This window comes from Pseudomonas viridiflava (genome assembly GCF_900184295.1).
Classification (GTDB): domain Bacteria; phylum Pseudomonadota; class Gammaproteobacteria; order Pseudomonadales; family Pseudomonadaceae; genus Aquipseudomonas; species Aquipseudomonas viridiflava.
In genome coordinates this window covers 3,181,023-3,198,038 of record NZ_LT855380.1, presented here as the reverse complement: position 1 = coordinate 3,198,038, position 17,016 = coordinate 3,181,023, and the positions used below count along the sequence as shown (strand labels likewise).

At 58.9% G+C, this 17,016-nt stretch carries 15 protein-coding genes, 1 tRNA gene and 1 pseudogene; 6 read left to right on the top strand and 11 right to left on the bottom strand.

Features of this window, described 5'->3' with window-relative positions; translation table 11 throughout:
- Nucleotides 1-49: 49 nt before the first annotated feature.
- The 9 genes from CFBP1590_RS14430 to CFBP1590_RS14395 form a co-directional block, all read right to left on the bottom strand.
- Nucleotides 50-1,462, bottom strand: a complete 1,413-nt coding sequence (locus tag CFBP1590_RS14430; RefSeq protein WP_088235326.1) for a sigma-54 interaction domain-containing protein — start codon at nt 1,460-1,462, stop codon at nt 50-52.
- Between the two features lie 57 nt (nt 1,463-1,519).
- A complete protein-coding gene (locus tag CFBP1590_RS14425; protein WP_088235325.1) occupies nt 1,520-3,103 on the bottom strand; it encodes an ABC transporter ATP-binding protein in 1,584 nt (527 codons plus the stop codon).
- Between the two features lies 1 nt (nt 3,104).
- Nucleotides 3,105-4,127: an ABC transporter permease gene (locus CFBP1590_RS14420; RefSeq protein ID WP_167383093.1), complete on the bottom strand. Its 1,023-nt coding sequence runs from the start codon at nt 4,125-4,127 to the stop codon at nt 3,105-3,107.
- Nucleotides 4,127-5,191 carry a microcin C ABC transporter permease YejB gene (locus CFBP1590_RS14415; RefSeq protein ID WP_029242203.1) on the bottom strand — a complete coding sequence of 355 codons (1,065 nt, stop codon included), beginning with the start codon at nt 5,189-5,191 and terminating at the stop codon, nt 4,127-4,129. Before CFBP1590_RS14415 ends, CFBP1590_RS14420 begins: the two co-directional genes overlap by 1 nt.
- Nucleotides 5,192-7,054 (bottom strand): extracellular solute-binding protein, encoded by a 1,863-nt coding sequence (locus CFBP1590_RS14410; RefSeq protein ID WP_088235323.1) that lies wholly within the window; start codon nt 7,052-7,054, stop codon nt 5,192-5,194.
- Between the two features lie 154 nt (nt 7,055-7,208).
- A complete protein-coding gene (locus tag CFBP1590_RS14405; protein WP_058432735.1) occupies nt 7,209-7,490 on the bottom strand; it encodes a peptidylprolyl isomerase in 282 nt (93 codons plus the stop codon).
- Between the two features lie 83 nt (nt 7,491-7,573).
- Nucleotides 7,574-8,656: a 3-deoxy-7-phosphoheptulonate synthase gene (locus CFBP1590_RS14400; protein ID WP_088235322.1), complete on the bottom strand. Its 1,083-nt coding sequence runs from the start codon at nt 8,654-8,656 to the stop codon at nt 7,574-7,576.
- A 328-nt stretch (nt 8,657-8,984) separates the two neighbouring features.
- Nucleotides 8,985-9,131 carry a hypothetical protein gene (locus CFBP1590_RS27880; protein ID WP_163003905.1) on the bottom strand — a complete coding sequence of 49 codons (147 nt, stop codon included), beginning with the start codon at nt 9,129-9,131 and terminating at the stop codon, nt 8,985-8,987.
- 212 nt (nt 9,132-9,343) lie between these two features.
- Complete coding sequence (locus CFBP1590_RS14395) at nt 9,344-9,574, bottom strand: BcepMu_gp16 family phage-derived protein (protein ID WP_029242200.1); 231 nt, start codon at nt 9,572-9,574, stop codon at nt 9,344-9,346.
- 82 nt (nt 9,575-9,656) lie between these two features.
- Between CFBP1590_RS14395 and CFBP1590_RS14390 the strand changes: the two genes are divergently transcribed.
- The 5 genes and pseudogenes from CFBP1590_RS14390 to CFBP1590_RS14370 all read left to right on the top strand — a co-directional run bounded on the left by CFBP1590_RS14390 (nt 9,657) and on the right by CFBP1590_RS14370 (nt 13,456).
- On the top strand, nt 9,657-10,016 hold the full coding sequence (locus tag CFBP1590_RS14390; protein ID WP_029242199.1) for a helix-turn-helix domain-containing protein: 360 nt from the start codon (nt 9,657-9,659) through the stop codon (nt 10,014-10,016).
- 242 nt (nt 10,017-10,258) lie between these two features.
- Nucleotides 10,259-10,895 (top strand): annotated as a pseudogene (gacA, locus tag CFBP1590_RS14385) (response regulator transcription factor GacA).
- A gap of 2 nt (nt 10,896-10,897) precedes the next feature.
- Complete coding sequence (gene uvrC / locus CFBP1590_RS14380) at nt 10,898-12,721, top strand: excinuclease ABC subunit UvrC (RefSeq protein ID WP_029242197.1); 1,824 nt, start codon at nt 10,898-10,900, stop codon at nt 12,719-12,721.
- 32 nt (nt 12,722-12,753) lie between these two features.
- On the top strand, nt 12,754-13,314 hold the full coding sequence (gene pgsA / locus CFBP1590_RS14375) for a CDP-diacylglycerol--glycerol-3-phosphate 3-phosphatidyltransferase (protein ID WP_004879535.1): 561 nt from the start codon (nt 12,754-12,756) through the stop codon (nt 13,312-13,314).
- A 66-nt stretch (nt 13,315-13,380) separates the two neighbouring features.
- Nucleotides 13,381-13,456, top strand: a tRNA-Gly gene (locus CFBP1590_RS14370).
- 282 nt (nt 13,457-13,738) lie between these two features.
- Here the strand turns inward: CFBP1590_RS14370 and CFBP1590_RS14365 are convergent.
- Nucleotides 13,739-14,635 carry a LysR family transcriptional regulator gene (locus CFBP1590_RS14365; RefSeq protein WP_029242196.1) on the bottom strand — a complete coding sequence of 299 codons (897 nt, stop codon included), beginning with the start codon at nt 14,633-14,635 and terminating at the stop codon, nt 13,739-13,741.
- A gap of 124 nt (nt 14,636-14,759) precedes the next feature.
- Here CFBP1590_RS14365 and CFBP1590_RS14360 point away from each other — a divergent pair, with 124 nt between their 5' ends.
- Entirely contained in the window at nt 14,760-15,863 is a 1,104-nt protein-coding gene (locus CFBP1590_RS14360) for an oxidoreductase (protein ID WP_029242195.1), read from the top strand.
- Between the two features lie 46 nt (nt 15,864-15,909).
- On the opposite strand, the gene CFBP1590_RS14355 is transcribed toward CFBP1590_RS14360, so the two are convergent.
- Nucleotides 15,910-16,989, bottom strand: a complete 1,080-nt coding sequence (locus CFBP1590_RS14355; protein WP_029242194.1) for an alpha/beta fold hydrolase — start codon at nt 16,987-16,989, stop codon at nt 15,910-15,912.
- Between the last annotated feature and the right edge of the window lie 27 nt (nt 16,990-17,016).

Below are 17,016 nucleotides of genomic sequence, written 5' to 3'. Positions count from 1 at the left end.
CTGATTACGGGAGATTTAGCGCTATCTCCCTAAAGAGACTGCTGTCTCTTTATGGAGACTCGGCAATGCCCAAGGTCGTCATTTTCTTGTAGAGAGTGGAGCGCCCCAGGCCCAGTTGGCTGGCTGCCAGCACGACGCTGCCTGCGCACTGATGCAAGGTGGTTTCGATCAGGTGGCGGTCGAAGCGCTGCCGCGCCTCGCTGAACGTCTCCTTTTGCACGAGGCTTCTGACGCTTGCGGCGGTTGCCTTCAACGGCATCAGCGTACCGATGGCTGCCTGAATATCTGCAGCGGTCAGCAACGACTCGTCACTCAGCAGCGCGGCACGCTCCAGTACGTTGCGAAGCTCACGGATATTGCCAGGCCAGGCGTGTCGGGCAAGCACCCCCAGCGCTTCACTTTCCAGCTCATGATGACTGCGCAGTTCTTCCAGAATCGCCTCGCTGAGTGCGGGCAGGTCCTCGAGACGCTCGCGCAAGGGCGGCACTTTGATAGGTAGCACGTTGAGCCGGTAATAAAGGTCGGCGCGAAACTCGCCGCGCTGGATGGCGGCTTCAAGGTCAGTAGATGTTGCCGCGATCAAGCGCACATCGCTTTGAAAGACTTCGTTGGAGCCCACCGGCTCGTATTCCTTTTCCTGCAGCACGCGCAGCAGCTTGCTTTGCAGGGCCAGTGGCATGTCGCCGATCTCGTCGAGAAACAGCGTGCCCCCTTGAGCGATTTTCAGCTTTCCGGGGCGTCCCTTGCGTTCGGCACCGGTGAAAGCGCCGGGTGCGGTGCCGAAGAATTCTGCTTCCAACAGGGTTTCCGGGATCGCGGCGCTGTTGATACTGACAAACGGCTTGCCCGCCCGGGGCGAGGCGTTGTGAATGGCATGGGCCAGCAGCTCCTTGCCAGTGCCGGTTTCACCCAGCAGCAACACGGTTGACTGAGTGTTGGCGCCGCGTCTGGCGCGACGCTTGACCTCAAGCGACGCCTCGCTGGTACCAATGAAGTGCGCGAAGCTGTACTTGGCCTGCCGCGCCTTGAGCAGGGAGCGTGTGGTGGCCAGTTCCTGTTGCATGCTCAGGTAGCGGGTGAGCAGGGGAGACAACGTCTGCAACTGATCGAACAGCGCAAAGCCGATGGCGCCGATCAGTCCGCCCGCGTCATCGTGGATGGGCAGGCGCATGACCACCAGCGGGTCCTTGGCCGTGTCCATCATGTCAAGCAGGATGGGCTGGCCGTTGCTCGCCACCTGACGCAGCAAACTGCCCGGAATCACGTTCTCGCACGGCTGTCCGATGGCCAGCATCGGATCCTGCAGCCCGAAACGCCGCGCATACCGCTCGTTGATCCAGACGATGCGTGCGTCCTTGTCGACGATGACCGTCCCTTCACTGGATTGCTCGATGATCTCGAACAGCGAACGGATCGCCAGGCGCCGGATGCTTTTATAGTCGTTGAGATTGTTGTCGTTCATGGGAGTGTTCCGTCAAAAGCGGGCGCCTGGCCGCACAGACTGTCCGTTTTTACGCAATCAAATGAAGCCCGGATGCGCGGCCGCCAGCAACTCCTGGGTGTACGGCTGCTGCGGCGACTCGAATACCGCGTGGCTGGGGCCTCGCTCGACCACCTTGCCGTCCTTGACCACGATTACATCATGGGCCAAGGCCTTGACCACCGCCAGATCGTGGCTGATGAACAGGTAGGTTAGCCCATGCTTCTCCTGCAACTCGCGCAGCAGGGCAACGACCTGCTTCTGCACGGTGCGATCCAGCGCCGAGGTGGGTTCGTCGAGCAGGATCAGCGCCGGTTTGAGCACCAGCGCCCGGGCGATGGCGATGCGTTGTCGCTGACCACCGGAAAACTCGTGTGGATAGCGATGACGGCTCTGCGGGTCGATGCCGACTTCTTCCAGTGCGCGTATCACCTCGACATCACACTGAGCCGCATCCAGGCCGCCATGCACCTCCAGACCTTCGGCGATGATCTGCGCCACGGACATGCGCGGGCTGAGGCTGCCATAAGGATCCTGAAACACCACCTGCATCTCTTTGCGCCAGGGCCGCATCTGTTTCTGGTTCAGGCCGTCCAGCGCGTTGCCACGAAAGCGGATGCTGCCACGCGAGTCCAGCAGTCGCAGGATGGCTTGGCCCAGCGTCGACTTTCCGGACCCCGATTCACCGACGATGCCCAGCGTCTTGCCGCGCTCAATGCTCAGACTGATGTCATCGACTGCTTTCAGGTATTCCTTGTGCCGCCTCAGAATGCCGCCCGTCAACGAGAACCAGACCTTCAGGTTGTCGACTTCGAGCACGTTCTCCCGCGCATCACGCGGCAATGGCTCGCCTGCAGGCTCGGCATCCAGCAGCAAACGGCTGTAGGGGTGTTGAGGTGCCTTGAACAGTGACTGGCAATCGGCCTGTTCGACGATTTCGCCCGCGCGCATCACACAGACCCGCTGCGCGACGCTGTGTACCAGGTTCAGGTCATGGCTGATCAGCAGCAACGACATGCCCAGGCGTTGCTGCAATTCCTTGAGCAGCAGCAGGATCTTGCGTTGTACGGTCACATCCAGCGCAGTGGTCGGCTCGTCGGCAATCAACAATTCCGGCTCGCAGGCCAGCGCCATCGCAATCATCACCCTCTGGCGCTGGCCGCCTGACAGTTCATGGGGGTAGGCCTTCAGTCGCTTGTGCGGCTGCTGGATGCCCACCAGTTCCAGTAATTCAATGATCCGCTTCTGGGTCTCCCGTCCGGCCATGCCGCGGTGTAGCAACAGGGTTTCACCGATCTGTTTGGACACAGTGTGCAGCGGGTTCAGCGACGTCATGGGCTCTTGAAAGATCATGGCGATACGGTTGCCACGCAGTTCCCGCAAGGTTTGATCGCTAGCGCCGACCAGTTGCTGGCCGCGATAGGTAATGCTGCCCGTCGTGACGGTGCCGTTTTTGGGCAGCAGTTGCAGAATCGAGTGTGCAGTGACCGACTTGCCCGAGCCGGACTCGCCGACCAGCGCCAGGCATTCCCCCGGCCGGACATCCAGACTCAGGTTGCTGACCACTGTCTGCCCGCTGAAGGCGACACTCAGGTCGCGGATTTCGATCAGGTTTTCTTGCATGTCAGGACCTCGGGTCGAAGGCATCGCGCAGCGCCTCGCCAATGAACACCAGCAGCGTGAGGATCAGGGCAAGGGCGAAAAACGCCGTGAGGCCCAGCCAGGGTGCCTGCAGGTTCTGTTTGCCCTGAGCGATCAGCTCGCCCAATGACGCACTGCCCGCCGGCATGCCGAAGCCAAGGAAGTCCAGCGCGGTCAGGGTGGAGATAGCGCCCGTGAGAATGAATGGCAGGTAACTGAGCGTGGCGTTCATGGCGTTCGGCAGGATATGGCGCAGGATCACTGTCCGGTCGCTCAGCCCGAGGGCGCGTGCGGCTTTGACGTATTCCAGATTTCGGCCGCGCAGAAACTCGGCGCGCACCACGTCCACCAGGGTCAGCCAGGAAAACAACGCCATGATGCCCAGCAGCCACCAGAAGTCCGGCTCGACAAAGCCTGAGAGAATGATCAGCAGGTACAGCACCGGCAGGCCCGACCAGACTTCCAGCAGACGCTGGCCAAGCAGATCCACCCAACCACCGTAATAACCCTGAAGCGCACCCCCGGTGATGCCGATCAAGGCGCTGATGAAGGTCAGAGCCAGCGCGAAAAGAATCGACACGCGGGCACCGAAGATGACCCTGGCCAGCACATCGCGGGCCTGATCGTCAGTGCCCAGCCAGTTGGTCGCGGACGGCGGGCTGGGCGCAGGAATCGTCAGCTCGTAGTTGGGCGTGTCGTCGCTGAACGGAATGGGCGGGAACAGCATCCAGCCATCGCCCTTGTCGATCAACTGGCGCACATAGTCACTGCGGTAATCCGGCTGAAAAGGCAGTTCGCCCCCGAACTGCTGCTCGGTGTAACGCTTGAACACCGGGAAATACAACGAGTGCTGGTAGCTGACCATCAGCGGCTTGTCGTTGGCGATCAGTTCGCCACCCAGCGTCAGGGCGAAGAGGGCACAGAACAGCCAGAGCGACCACCAGCCTCGGCGATTGCCCCGAAAACGCTCCAGACGGCGACGGGCGAGCGGAGAAAGACTGCGCATCATGCCGTCCTCGCGTTGAAGTCGATTCTGGGATCGACCAGCGTGTAACAGACGTCCCCCACCAGTTTGATCAGCAGCCCGAACAACGTGAAGATAAACAGCGAGCCGAACACTACGGGATAGTCCCGCGAAACGGCGGCTTCGTAACTCATGCGCCCCAGGCCGTCCAGCGAGAAAATCACCTCGATCAGCAGCGATCCTGCAAAGAACACACTGATAAACGCCTGGGGAATACCCGACACCACCAGCAGCATGGCGTTGCGAAACACATGGCCGTACAGCACGCGCCGTTCGCTCATGCCCTTGGCTCTGGCGGTAATCACGTATTGACGGGTGATCTCATTGAGAAACGAGTGTTTGGTCAGCAAGGTCAGGGAGGCGAAACCACCGATGACCAGTGCCGACACCGGCAGCACCAGATGCCAGAAATAGTCGGCGATCTTGCCCACTGTCGACAGTTGATCGAAGTTGTCCGACACCAGCCCTCGCACCGGAAACCAGCTCATCGAGGTGCCGCCGCAGAACACCACGATCAGCAGCATGGCGAACAGAAAGGCTGGCGTTGCGTAGCCGATGATGATCGCGGTACTGCTCCAGATATCGAAATGGCTGCCATGTTTGACGGCCTTGCGAATGCCCAGCGGGATCGACACCAGATAGGTCAGCAGCGTCGCCCAGAGCCCCAGAGAGATGGAGACCGGCATCTTCTGCAGAATCAGGTCAGTGACCGTCGCCCCGCGAAAGAAGCTGTTGCCGAAGTCCAGTTTCGCGTAGTTCTTGAGCATCAGCCACAGCCGTTCATGCAGTGGCTTGTCAAAACCATACTGATGCTCGATTTCCTTGATCAGCTTGGGGTCCAGCCCACGGGAGGCTCTGGATTGCCCGGCACCTGCCGACTCCGAGGCGCTGGCACCTGCGGTAACGCCGCCGATGCCCTGCAGTCGAGCGATGGCCTGTTCGACCGGGCCGCCGGGCGCCGCCTGCACAATGAAAAAGTTGACCAGCAGAATGCACAGCAGGGTCGGGATGATCAGCAGCAGCCGCCGCAGAATGTAGCCGAGCATCTACTTCATCTCCGAAACAAGGGCTGAAGCACCGCGTCTGGCCGCGAATTGTTCGTTGGTCAGCGGTGTCGGGCTGACTTCCCACCAGGTTTCGATGGCTTCGTTGTTGCTGGCCTGGATTTTCGGAATCCCGAAGCGGTTCCACCACACGGTCGAGGAACCGGGCGGGTAATAGTTGGGAATCCAGTAATAATTCCACTGCAGCACGCGGTCCAGGCAGTGCGCATAGTCAGTCATCGTCTGCTTGTTATCGGCCTTGAGCAGCCCGGCAATCAGCGTGTCCACGGCCGGGTCCTGCAGCGCCATGTAATTGCTGGAGCCGGGATCCATCGCCACCCTGGAGCCGAAGCTGTTGTACAGCTCCGAGCCCGGCGAGGTGGAAACCGGATAGCCGGTGACGATCATGTCGTAGTCACGGGCCATGACTCGGTTCAGGTACTGCGCTGCATCGATTCGGCGAATGTCGAAATGGATGCCGATCTGCGCCAGATTGCGCTTGTAGGGCAGCAACATGCGTTCCAGACCGTTCTGGGCGTTGAGAAAAGTGAAACGGAAAGGCTCTCCTTGAGCGTTCACCAGTTCGTCCCCTTTGGGTGTCCAGCCGGCTTCCTTCATGAGTTCCAGCGCTTGCAGTTGCTTGTCACGGATAAAGCCCGTGCCATCGGTTTTGGGCGTCTTGTAGACCGTATCGAACACCTGTTCCGGCACCTGGCCGCGCAACGGTTCAAGAATCTTCAGTTCGGCTGGTGTTGGCAGTTCCGTGGCGGCCAGCTCGGAATTGGAAAAGTAGCTGTCCTGGCGGATGTACATGCTGCGCATCATCTGCCGGTTGGTCCACTCGAAATCCCAGAGCAGCGACAGCGCCTGTCGTACCCTTCGGTCCTGAAACATCGGTCGGTTCAGGTTGAACACGAAGCCCTGAGAGCTTTGCACGGCGCCCTTGGCCAGATGCGCTTTTTGCAGTCTTCCGTCACTCAGTTGCGGGCTGTCGTAGCGAATCGAATAGCCGGTGGCCGAGAACTCCCGGTTGTAGTCGTAGGCGCCGCCCTTGAGCACCTGACGCGCAACGTCGATGTCGCCGAAGTACTCGATGCTGAACGTGTCGAAGTTATAGAGACCGCGGCTGACCGGCAGATCCTTGCCCCACCATGTAGGGTCACGTTCGAACGTGATGGTGCGACCCGGATCGACATGCGCGATCTTGTAGGGGCCGCTGCCCGGCGGCACTTCGAAGCCTGCGCCGCTGGCAAAGTCGCGGGTCTTCCACCAGTGCTCGGGAAACACGGGCAACGAGGCGAGATCCAAGGGCAGGGTACGACTGTCGCTGTGTTTGAAGTCGAAGCGTATCTGCGTCGGTGATTCGACTTCCAGGCCTTTGACCGCTTCGAACTGGGTGCGGAACTGCATGCTGCCCTGGGTCATCAGCAGCTCGTAGGTGTACTTCACATCACTGGCAGTGATCGCTGTGCCGTCGGCAAAGCGTGCCTTGGGGTTCAGGTAGAAGGTGAGGGACAGGCCGTCAGCGCTACGTTCCATCCTCTCGGCCACCAGCCCGTAAACGGTATAGGGCTCGTCCATCGAGCGCACCGCCAGCGGCGAATACAGCATGCCGTTGATCTGCGAAACGCCCATGCCTTTGTCGGTAAAGGGCATCAGGTGATCGAACTGGCCAATTTCGATCGCCGAACGGCGCATGCTGCCGCCTTTCGGGGCGTCGGGGTTCACGTAATCGAAATGCTGGAAGTTGGCGGGGTAGCGGGGCGCCTCACCATAAACGGTCAGGGCGTGTTGCGGTGCGGCGAACAGCGAGGATGAGGCCAGGGCCAGCGTTGCGGCGATCAGTGAAGAAAAAACAAAACGCATTACTCGAATCCCGATTGACCGTAGAAGCGCCCGGCGTCGCATTGCAGACAGCGGTATCTTCTACAGATAAATCCCTGATTCGCCAAGCCACCTGCAAAAACGGCCCATCTGAAGATGAGCCGTTTGGTAACCGCTGTGTAACCGTGCGACAGGATCAGTCCTGACGGCTGGTCACTTCCAGCAGGTGGTAGCCGAACTGAGTTTTGACCGGACCCTGAACGGTGTTGACCGGAGCGCTGAACACGACGGTGTCGAATTCCTTGACCATCTGGCCTGGACCGAACGAACCCAGTTCACCGCCCTGGCGGCTGGATGGGCAAGTGGAGTTGGCTTTGGCGATTTCAGCGAAATCAGCGCCGCCTTCGATCTGTGCCTTGAGTTCGTTGCACTTCTCTTCGCTCGAAACAAGGATGTGGCGGGCAGTGGCTTTAGCCATGGGGAAAATTCTCCTGTGAAAAAAAAGAAACAGCCTACCGGAATCAGTTCGGTATTTCCTGACAAAGTTCCTTCGCAACGCTGTTATCTGTAGCGCAACCGATCAACCGCCCGGCGCAGCAACTGCTCGGTTCCCGTCCAGCCCAGGCAGCCGTCGGTCACTGAAACACCGTATTCAAGGGTTTTGCTCAACGGCTGGCAGCCGTCGAACAGGTGGCTTTCGACCATCATGCCGATCAGTGAGGTATTGCCTTGCAGGCGCTGCTGGAGCACATCGTCGAACACCTGCGGCTGGCGTAACGGGTCCTTGCCACTATTGGCATGGCTGCAATCGACCATGATGCGCGCCGCAACCCTATTCTTCGCCAGACTGGCCTGCACCTTGGCAATGCTTTCGCTGTCGTGGTTCGGTCCGCTGTGTCCTCCGCGCAGCACGATATGCGTGTCTGCGTTGCCCCGCGTCTCGATGATTGCCGGATAGCCATGGCTGTCCATACCGAAGTGGCGATGGGGATGAGCCGCCGAGCGGATCGCGTCACTGGCCACTGCAACGCCACCGTCCGTACCGTTCTTGAAGCCGACTGCCATGGGCAGGCCGCTGGCCATTTCGCGGTGGATCTGCGATTCGGTCGTGCGGGCGCCGATGGCGACCCAGCTGAGCAGGTCGTCGAAGTAGCCGGCCGCCATGGGCTGCAGGATCTCGGTCGCGACGGGCAGGCCCATGTGCAGCATCTCGCGCATCAGTTCCCGAGACAGCCTCAGGCCCCCTGCCATGTCGTCGCTGCCGTCGAGGCGGGGATCGTAGGCCAGGCCTTTCCAGCCGACAGTCGTGCGGGGCTTTTCGACGTACGCACGCATGACCAGCAGCATCTGGTCGCTCACTTCAGAGGCGAGACCGGCCAGGCGTTCTGCGTATTCGAGTGCGGACTGCGGGTCGTGGAGGGAGCAGGGGCCGACGATGACCAGCAGGCGCGAGTCCTGGCCTTCAAGGATGGCGCTGACGGCACGACGATGAGCGGCGACCTGTTCGGTCAGGGCGGTATTCAGCGGCAGGCTGCTTTTGAGCTCAAGGGCACTGGGCAGACGCGTCGAGGTAGATGTGCTGTGGGGCAGCGTGATCGAGTGGCTGGACAGGTCGGACGGTTTTACGGCAACGGACGAATTCATGTTCTGGCTTCCTGGGCTGGCGGGTGGCGTTCCCGCTCAAAGCCCTACTGGGGTGTTCGACGAAGGGCCGGTTCGGCCATGCGTGTGCAGTTGCCACCTGGCAGTGACCGATCGGAGGCGGCAGGCTGTCCCGAACGGAGGTTGCTAAATCGCCAGGCGAAGTCGATGTCGTTGCGGTAATAAGTGGCGTAGTTCATGTCGTGTTCCTCGATTCGATCAGTGTGGTGTTTTTTGAGGGGCCAAAAAAACAAAACCCCCGGTCGGGGAGCCGACCGGGGGTAGAGAATTCTCTGGTTGGCGTCCCCTTGAAGTGGGCGCCGGATGGGTATCAGGCGCGCCAGTGGCTAAACCAATACCCGTAATAAGCGTTGAGCTGAAGATCTGCCACCGCTGGAGCAATCCGCACGGTCACAGCGTCTGCCGAGCGACGGGCGCTGGCATGAATGAAGCACTGTGATGGAATGGATTGCAGCATGGTGTGTCTCCGTTGATTGAGCAGGAGCTTACTTCAGGCCGGGGCGCTCATTCAATTGGAAAATTCAATCGGGTGGATTATGGATCAGTCCTCGCAAGGCAGCGGACAAAATGGGCTGTGGACAGAAACTGTCAGAAAACGCTATTTCTTCAGTCCGTCCGTGCAACTGGGCTGTAAAGATTCCTGTCTTACACTCTTCGGAGCAATTCCCTTCAATCCGCCACAGTTTCTGATTTTTCACCCTCGGAAGGTATGCTGCCAATCTTCATCCCTAGCAACACCGCCACTTTATGGGCCTCGCCGCGTTTTCCCTTCTTGCGTCCTGCCAGCACTTGGTAGGTCGTCGCAGGATCAATGCTGTTCTCTCGAGCGAATTCTTGAACAGATTTACCCTGTTGTTCGAGCCAGGCCTTGGCTTGTGCAGCAGTAAGTATTCCGGGCATAGTTCAAAACCGTTCAAATCAGTTTAATTTTAGCTGGATTCTACCATTCGTAAGGATGGGGTCAACAGGGTTATGCATTCAAATGAGTGGAATTGGGTACCGACTAAGAAAAGAAAGAGAACGTCTGGGGCTGTCTCAGCGTGCCTTCGGTGAAATCGGTGGTGTGGAAGCGAACGCTCAAGGGAAGTATGAAAGTGGCGATCGTGCCCCCAAGGCCGATTACCTGGCAGCGGTAGCAGCCAAGGGTGTCGATGTACTCTACGTGCTCACAGGGACGCCTACGCCGATTCCGGTCGACAACCTCAGTGTTGCCGAAGAAAAGGTGCTGGGCAGCTATCGTGTGCTCGACAAGGAAGATCAGGACGCCATCAGACGGCTGACCACGACCATGGCGGAGCTGTCGGCTTCGTATATCACCTCAGACAAGCAGACCGACAGTTGAGTGCCGCTCGCTTTCTGCAGGTTCGTCTTACGCTGCCGTGTCTGTCGTTCCTGTTCGCCGTGCCTGAACCGGTTCGGCCCAGGCAGAGCGTTCACGCCCGATACCGTTAATCGTCGGCGTTCTCCCGTGCCGGAGCCTGCCTGTGGGCGGTTCGAGCGAAAACGGCAACATCCCCTAGGTCTGCCTCGCCGTTTTTGTTATGGTGAATAGCATTCGTTATGTCCGTTGCGCGAGGTGTCTGCTTGATTAGGGTGCTAGTTGTCGATGACCATGATCTTGTTCGGACAGGCATCACACGGATGCTCGCCGATATAGATGGCCTGCAGGTGGTAGGTCAGGCCGATTCCGGTGAGGAGTCCTTGAAAAAGGCGCGGGAGCTCAAGCCCGACGTCGTGCTGATGGACGTCAAGATGCCGGGAATCGGAGGTCTTGAAGCCACGCGCAAGCTGTTGCGCAGCCATCCCGACATCAAGCGTGACGGTCTGCGAGGAAGACCCTTTTCCGACGCGGCTGCTTCAGGCCGGCGCGGCGGGTTACATGACCAAGGGCGCAGGCCTTGCGGAAATGGTCCAGGCCATTCGTCTGGTCTTCGCCGGTCAGCGCTATATCAGTCCGCAGATTGCTCAACAACTGGCGCTCAAGTCATTTCAGCCGCAGGTCAACAATTCACCGTTTGACCTGCTGTCCGAGCGCGAAATCCAGATTGCATTGATGATTGTCGGTTGCCAGAAGGTCCAGACCATCTCGGACAAGCTGTGCCTGTCGCCGAAAACCGTGAATACTTACCGCTACCGAATCTTTGAAAAGCTATCCATCAGCAGTGATGTCGAATTGGCGTTGCTGGCGGTACGTCACGGCATGGTGGACGCCAGCGCCTGAACATGACCCAGACCTTTGATCCAAGTGCCTTTCTCGCGACCTGCAGTGGTCGTCCCGGCGTCTATCGCATGTTCGATGCCGAAGCCAAACTTCTGTATGTGGGCAAAGCCAAGAACCTGAAGAAGCGCCTCGCCAGTTATTTCCGCAAAACCGGGCACGCGCCCAAGACTGGCGCTCTGGTGGCGCGCATCGCGCAGATTGAAACCACCATCACCGGTAACGAAACCGAAGCGCTGTTGCTCGAACAGACACTGATCAAGGAATGGCGACCTCCTTACAACATTCTGCTGCGCGACGATAAGTCTTATCCGTATGTGTTCCTGTCCGACGGCAAGTTTCCGCGCCTGAGCATCCATCGTGGCGCAAAGAAAGCCAAAGGCCGGTATTTTGGCCCTTATCCGAGCGCGGGTGCCATTAGGGAAAGTCTTAGCCTGCTGCAAAAGACCTTTCTGGTGCGTCAGTGCGAAGACAGTTACTTCAAGAACCGTAACCGACCCTGTCTGCAGTACCAGATCAAGCGCTGCAAAGGGCCTTGCGTCGATCTGGTCGAGCCTGAGGTGTACGCGGAAGATGTGCGTCACTCGGTGATGTTTCTGGAAGGGCGCAGCAATGCCTTGAGCGACGAGTTGAACGCAGCAATGGAAAAGGCCGCCATGGCGCTGGATTTCGAGCGCGCGGCCGAGCTGCGTGATCAAGTCGCCTTGTTGCGCCGTGTGCAGGATCAGCAGAGCATGGAAGGCGGTACCGGCGACGTCGATGTGGTCGCTGCGTTCGTCAATCCGGGCGGTGCCTGCGTGCATCTGATCTCGGTGCGCGGCGGTCGCGTGCTGGGCAGCAAGAATTTCTTTCCTCAGGTGGGTATCGAGGAGGAGGTTGGCGAAGTCATGTCGGCCTTCCTGGCCCAGTATTTCCTGGGTGGCGTTGACCGTGAGCTGCCCAGCGAAGTCATCGTCAACGTCGTCAACGAAGATTTTCCGGCCCTGATCGACGCAATTGAAGAATCTCGCGGTCGCGAGATGACCATCAGCCACCGGGTGCGTGGCACCCGAGCACGCTGGCAGCAACTGGCGGTGACCAATGCCGAGCAGGCCCTGTCGGCGCGTCTTGCCAATCGCCAGCATGTAGCGTCGCGCTTCGAAGCGTTGGCCAAGGTGCTCAAGCTGGACGAGCCGCCGGTGCGTCTCGAGTGCTATGACATCAGTCACTCCAGTGGCGAGGCGACCGTTGCTTCCTGCGTTGTATTCGGCCCGGAAGGCCCGATCAAGGCGGACTATCGCCGTTTCAACATCGAAGGCGTGACGGCGGGCGATGACTACGCCGCCATGCACCAAGCGCTGACCCGACGCTACAGCCGCATCAAGGACGGAGAGGGCAAGCTGCCTGACGTTCTGTTGGTCGACGGTGGTAAAGGACAGATGGCGATGGCCCGCGACGTGCTCAATGAACTGGCCATACCAGACCTCATCCTGCTCGGGGTTGCCAAGGGCACCACGCGCAAGGCCGGTTTCGAAACCCTGTATCTGAACGATGCCGCCCATGAGTTCACCTTGCCGGGTGACTCGCCAGCGCTGCACCTGATCCAGCAGATTCGCGACGAGGCGCACCGTTTTGCAATCACCGGGCACCGCGCCCGTCGGGGCAAGACTCGCCGTACCTCGACGCTTGAAGGCGTGGCCGGAGTAGGGCCGACACGACGTCGTGACCTGCTCAAACACTTCGGCGGTCTTCAGGAATTGTCTCGTGCAAGCATCGATGAAATAGCAAAAGCACCGGGAATCAGTAAAAAGCTGGCAGAGTCGATTTATGCAAACCTGCACAGCGAGTAGAATGCTCGCTCACCTCGTAGCCAGTTGTGCCGATGAATATCCCTAATCTGATTACCGTATTACGCGTTTTACTGATTCCGATCTTCATTCTGTTGTTCTACATGCCTTATCACTGGAGCTATATGGCTGCCAGCGCGGTGTTTGCCTTTGCGGCGGCAACCGACTGGCTGGATGGGTATCTGGCACGTCGTCTGGAGCAGAGCACGCCATTCGGTGCGTTTCTCGATCCGGTCGCCGACAAGCTCATGGTAGCCGTGGCACTGGTGCTACTGGTTCAGGCTCACGCAAACCTGTGGCTGACGCTGCCGGCGGCGGTGATCATCGGACGCGAAATCGTCATTTCCGCCCTGCGCGAGTGGATGGCAGAAATCGGCGCCAGAGCCCAGGTCGCAGTCTCAAACATGGGCAAATGGAAAACCGCTGCCCAGATGCTGGCGCTGGTCATCCTGCTCGGCAATCCGCCAGCCATCACGTTCTGGGTCATTCTGGGCTACGCGTTGCTGCTGGTGGCTGCAGGGCTGACATTGTGGTCGATGGTGCAATACCTGAGGGCCGCCTGGCCGCATCTGAAAACCACGGCAGAAAAAAAATAAGTTTTTGAATCAAGGGCTTGACGGGAGTTTTTGAAGCGCTAGAATGGCGCCCGTCAACACGACAATGCGGGAATAGCTCAGTTGGTAGAGCACGACCTTGCCAAGGTCGGGGTCGCGAGTTCGAGTCTCGTTTCCCGCTCCAAACATGGTGCTGAAGAGGTTTCACCATCACTTCAGCAAAAGAAAAAAGGACCTTATGGTCCTTTTTTCGTTCTTGTTTTTCTTCAAAATGTCCTCGCTCATCCGTTACGGTCAATCGGCTCGATGCTGAGCTCTCGGTGTCAGTTCATCAAATGCCGACCAACGCTCATACCACTCTATTTCGCCCTATAAGCCTTCAGCATCGACGTGCTGCCGATAGCTTTACGAAGTGCGCCATGCCTTGTCCAGAAGGCTTTGTAGCGCGCCGCTGCGGTAACTGTGGTCAGGGTTCATGAAGGTTTTGTTCTTTATTGAGCGCTGCTTCCAGACACTCGATGAACACGCGTACCCTTTGAGGGACCTGCTGACGGGTTGGCAGCACGGCAGTGATAGACAGTAGCTCAGGTGTCGCATCGTTCAGCTTCACCAGCACGAGAGAACCTTCAGCGAGCTCGCTTCGAACGTCCCAATACGTCAGCATCGCCAGCCCCAGACCTTGTTTGCTTGCCGTGCGAACTGCCTCGACACTGTTGGCAGAAAAGGCACCGTGAATCCGTAAAGCCAAAGGCTCACCTCGTTTGGAAAACAGCCAGCAAGGCATTGCGTGCAACACGATGCATTGATGCTGTTTGAGCTCATTGAGGTTTTGCGGTGTGCCGGACCGTGCGAGGTAATCAGGGCTCGCACAGACGACACGGGGGTTGTCAGCCAGATTTCTCGCCACCAGGTTCGAGTCGCGCAATGCGGCGATGCGAATGGCCACATCAATGCCCAGCCCGGCGATGTCTATGATGCTGTCAGACAGCGTGAGGTCGATTCCGAGTTGGGGATTGCTGGAGAGCAGTGCGGGGAGCAGGGGCATGATGACGGTCTGACCGAATACGGTTGGGGCCGTGACTCGCAATGTTCCGCTCACGCTGGCCACGCTGCTTTTCAGTGTGGCTCGCGCTGTCTCGCTCGTTTCCAGCATGGTTCTGGCATGGGGCAGGAAAAGCTCCCCCTCCGGCGTGAGAGATACGGAGCGGGTTGTGCGGTGCACCAGCCGTACGCCCAGATCGCTTTCAAGAGACGCCAGGCGCCGAGAGACCATCATTGCAGACAACCCGAGCCGCCTGGCTGCTTCGGACAGGCTGCCGCTGGTGGCTATGTTGGCGAACACTTCTATTTCCGGAAGCTGCATATTTATATCTGTATCCGTTAAGCCGCCTTATCGTGTGACGGGCTTTTATTGAGGTCTTTGAGTGCCTATTGTCTTTAGATGTCTGAGCTGTTCGTTCAGATAACCCATCTGGAGGATATGACGATTGGATACGACACGCCCGGCTATTTTAACGCCTTTTGATATGGGCCATCTGCAGCTCAGGAACCGCCTTGCGCTTGCGCCCATGACGCGCGTCAGCGCGACCGAGGCCGGAAATGCCACGCATGACATGGCAAAGTATTACGAACGATTCGCCAAGGGCGGCTTCGCATTGGTGATCACGGAAGGTATCTACACGGATCGCAGGTTTTCTCAGGGTTACCGCTTTCAGCCGGGCCTCACTGACCAGCAGCAGGCGTTGGCCTGGCGCCCTGTGGTGGACGCAGTTCATCGACATGAGAGTGCGGTGATCGCTCAGATCATGCACGCAGGCGCGCTCAGCCAGGCAAACCGGTTCACCGATGGCACTGCAGGACCGTCGGGCATCCGCCCCAAGGGTGAGCAAATGGCGTTCTATCGCGGTGACGGTAAGTACCGCGTCCCTCGGGTCATGAGTGATGAGGATATTGCCGACGCCATCGAGGGTTTCGCCAAGGCAGCGAAGCTGGCCGTCGAGACAGCGGGTTTTGACGGGGTCGAGATCCATGCAGCCAACGGATATTTGCTTGACCAGTTTCTGACGGACTATTCAAACCAGCGTTCAGATGGTTGGGGAGGCGATATTCGTCAACGCCTCAGGCTTACCCTTGAAGTGGTCGCCGAAGTGAAAAAGGTCGTTGGCCGTTCGCCAGTCGGAGTGCGTATATCGCAAGGCAAGGTCAACGACTTTCAGCACAAGTGGGTTGAGGGAGAGAAGGGGGCAGAGACCGTTTTCGGCAGTTTGTCCGACTCAGGTGTCGATTTCATTCACGTGACTGAGTACGAAGCCTGGCAGCCTGCTTTTCCCGACAATGACGTCAGCTTGCTTGCGCTTGCCCGGCGTTATGCGCCTGACGTCGTGTTGATCGCCAATGGCGGTCTTCACGATAGGGAGAAGGCAGAGCAGGTCCTTCAGAGTGGCGCAGACATGGTTGCTGTGGGCAAGGCTGCTCTGGCCAACCCTGACCTTGCGCAACGGATTTCGGAACGTCGTGCTCTCAACGACTTCGATCCGTCGCTTCTCGGCCCGATTGCTGATATCAAGCAAAGCGAGCTAGGCCTGACGTGAAAAACAGCCGGCAGCGCAGGGTGGGCATCCCTGCGCAGTCGAATACCTAATGAGTTGCCAGTTTCGGCTTTTCGGTCTCCCGCATGAACTGCTCCAGTTCCTTGCTGTAGAACTTCGCGTTGCTTGTCGTCCCATGACCTCGGGTTTCGGCGCTGGCAGGAATGAGCAGCAGCCTCGCGTTCCTGATCTCTCGTAGCGAGCCTTCCAGCAGCCCTGTTTCCGGTGGGTTGCGTTCGTCGTCTGCCGCGTTTATCGCCAGCACTGGCGCCTGGATTTTATTCAGCCCCTTCGACGCGTCGTAATCGGCGGAGGACTGCCATTGATAGATGAAGTCGTTGGCGTCAGACGTCTGTGGTGAGTTGAGCCGGTCATCCACGTACTTGTCAGCCAGCGCCCGGGAAGGGGCCGCAGCCTGATAGGCCAGATTGCCACCGCTGGTGCCGATGCTGAACATCGCGTTGGCCAGGCGCAGGGACGGCGGTTGTGTGGTGTAGTTGCCGTTGTTCCAGGCCGGATCCTGCTTGATCGACTCCACGAGCAGCCGACGCATCATCCAGTTGCGCGATGACATTGGCGTGGGTTGCGAGGCCATCGGCACGAGTGCATCCATCATCTGCGGCCAGGTCTGGCCCCACATCCAGGTTTGCATGCCGCCCATGGAATTACCAATGATCAGGCGCAGGTGCTTGACGCCAAGTCCCTCGGTCACCAGTCGATACTGCGCCTGAACCATATCGGCGTAGTTATATTCCGGGAAGCTGGCGCGCAGGCCATCCGAGGGTTTGGTGGATTGCCCCATGCCAATGCCATCGGTGGAAATGATGTAGTACTTGCTCGCGCTCAGCGGCTGGCCTTCACCGAATAACTCGCCACCAAAATCCTTGGCCAGGATGTCGCTGCCGGGCCGGTAGGTGCCGTGCAGGAAAAGGATGGCGGGGTTCTTTGGGTCGCCGAGGGTGATGTAGTGCAGTTTCAGGTTGGCGAGTTTTTCACCCGTGTGAAAGGTGAACTCGGGGGCGACCCAGTCGCCTTCTTTCGCAGCCGGGAGCGGGGCGGCATGAAGGCTGGAGGCGAGACAAAACAGAAATATCAGCCCGGTGGCGGGGCGCAAGGCGGAGCGCTGCATGAAAGGTATCCTGTCTGGTTTTTATTG

Excerpts from the sequence above, each read along its gene's own strand:
- CFBP1590_RS14400 (WP_088235322.1), bottom strand. The coding sequence starts at position 8,656 with ATGAATTCGTCCGTTGCCGTAAAACCGTCCGACCTGTCCAGCCACTCG.
- CFBP1590_RS14355 (WP_029242194.1), bottom strand. The coding sequence starts at position 16,989 with ATGCAGCGCTCCGCCTTGCGCCCCGCCACCGGGCTGATATTTCTGTTT.
- CFBP1590_RS14365 (WP_029242196.1), bottom strand. The coding sequence starts at position 14,635 with ATGCAGCTTCCGGAAATAGAAGTGTTCGCCAACATAGCCACCAGCGGC.
- pgsA (WP_004879535.1), top strand. The coding sequence starts at position 12,754 with ATGAATATCCCTAATCTGATTACCGTATTACGCGTTTTACTGATTCCG.
- CFBP1590_RS14415 (WP_029242203.1), bottom strand. The coding sequence starts at position 5,191 with ATGCTCGGCTACATTCTGCGGCGGCTGCTGCTGATCATCCCGACCCTG.
- CFBP1590_RS14405 (WP_058432735.1), bottom strand. The coding sequence starts at position 7,490 with ATGGCTAAAGCCACTGCCCGCCACATCCTTGTTTCGAGCGAAGAGAAG.
- CFBP1590_RS14430 (WP_088235326.1), bottom strand. The coding sequence starts at position 1,462 with ATGAACGACAACAATCTCAACGACTATAAAAGCATCCGGCGCCTGGCG.
- CFBP1590_RS14420 (WP_167383093.1), bottom strand. The coding sequence starts at position 4,127 with ATGCGCAGTCTTTCTCCGCTCGCCCGTCGCCGTCTGGAGCGTTTTCGG.
- CFBP1590_RS14390 (WP_029242199.1), top strand. The coding sequence starts at position 9,657 with ATGAGTGGAATTGGGTACCGACTAAGAAAAGAAAGAGAACGTCTGGGG.
- CFBP1590_RS14395 (WP_029242200.1), bottom strand. The coding sequence starts at position 9,574 with ATGCCCGGAATACTTACTGCTGCACAAGCCAAGGCCTGGCTCGAACAA.
- uvrC (WP_029242197.1), top strand. The coding sequence starts at position 10,898 with ATGACCCAGACCTTTGATCCAAGTGCCTTTCTCGCGACCTGCAGTGGT.
- CFBP1590_RS14410 (WP_088235323.1), bottom strand. The coding sequence starts at position 7,054 with ATGCGTTTTGTTTTTTCTTCACTGATCGCCGCAACGCTGGCCCTGGCC.
- CFBP1590_RS27880 (WP_163003905.1), bottom strand. The coding sequence starts at position 9,131 with ATGCTGCAATCCATTCCATCACAGTGCTTCATTCATGCCAGCGCCCGT.
- CFBP1590_RS14425 (WP_088235325.1), bottom strand. The coding sequence starts at position 3,103 with ATGCAAGAAAACCTGATCGAAATCCGCGACCTGAGTGTCGCCTTCAGC.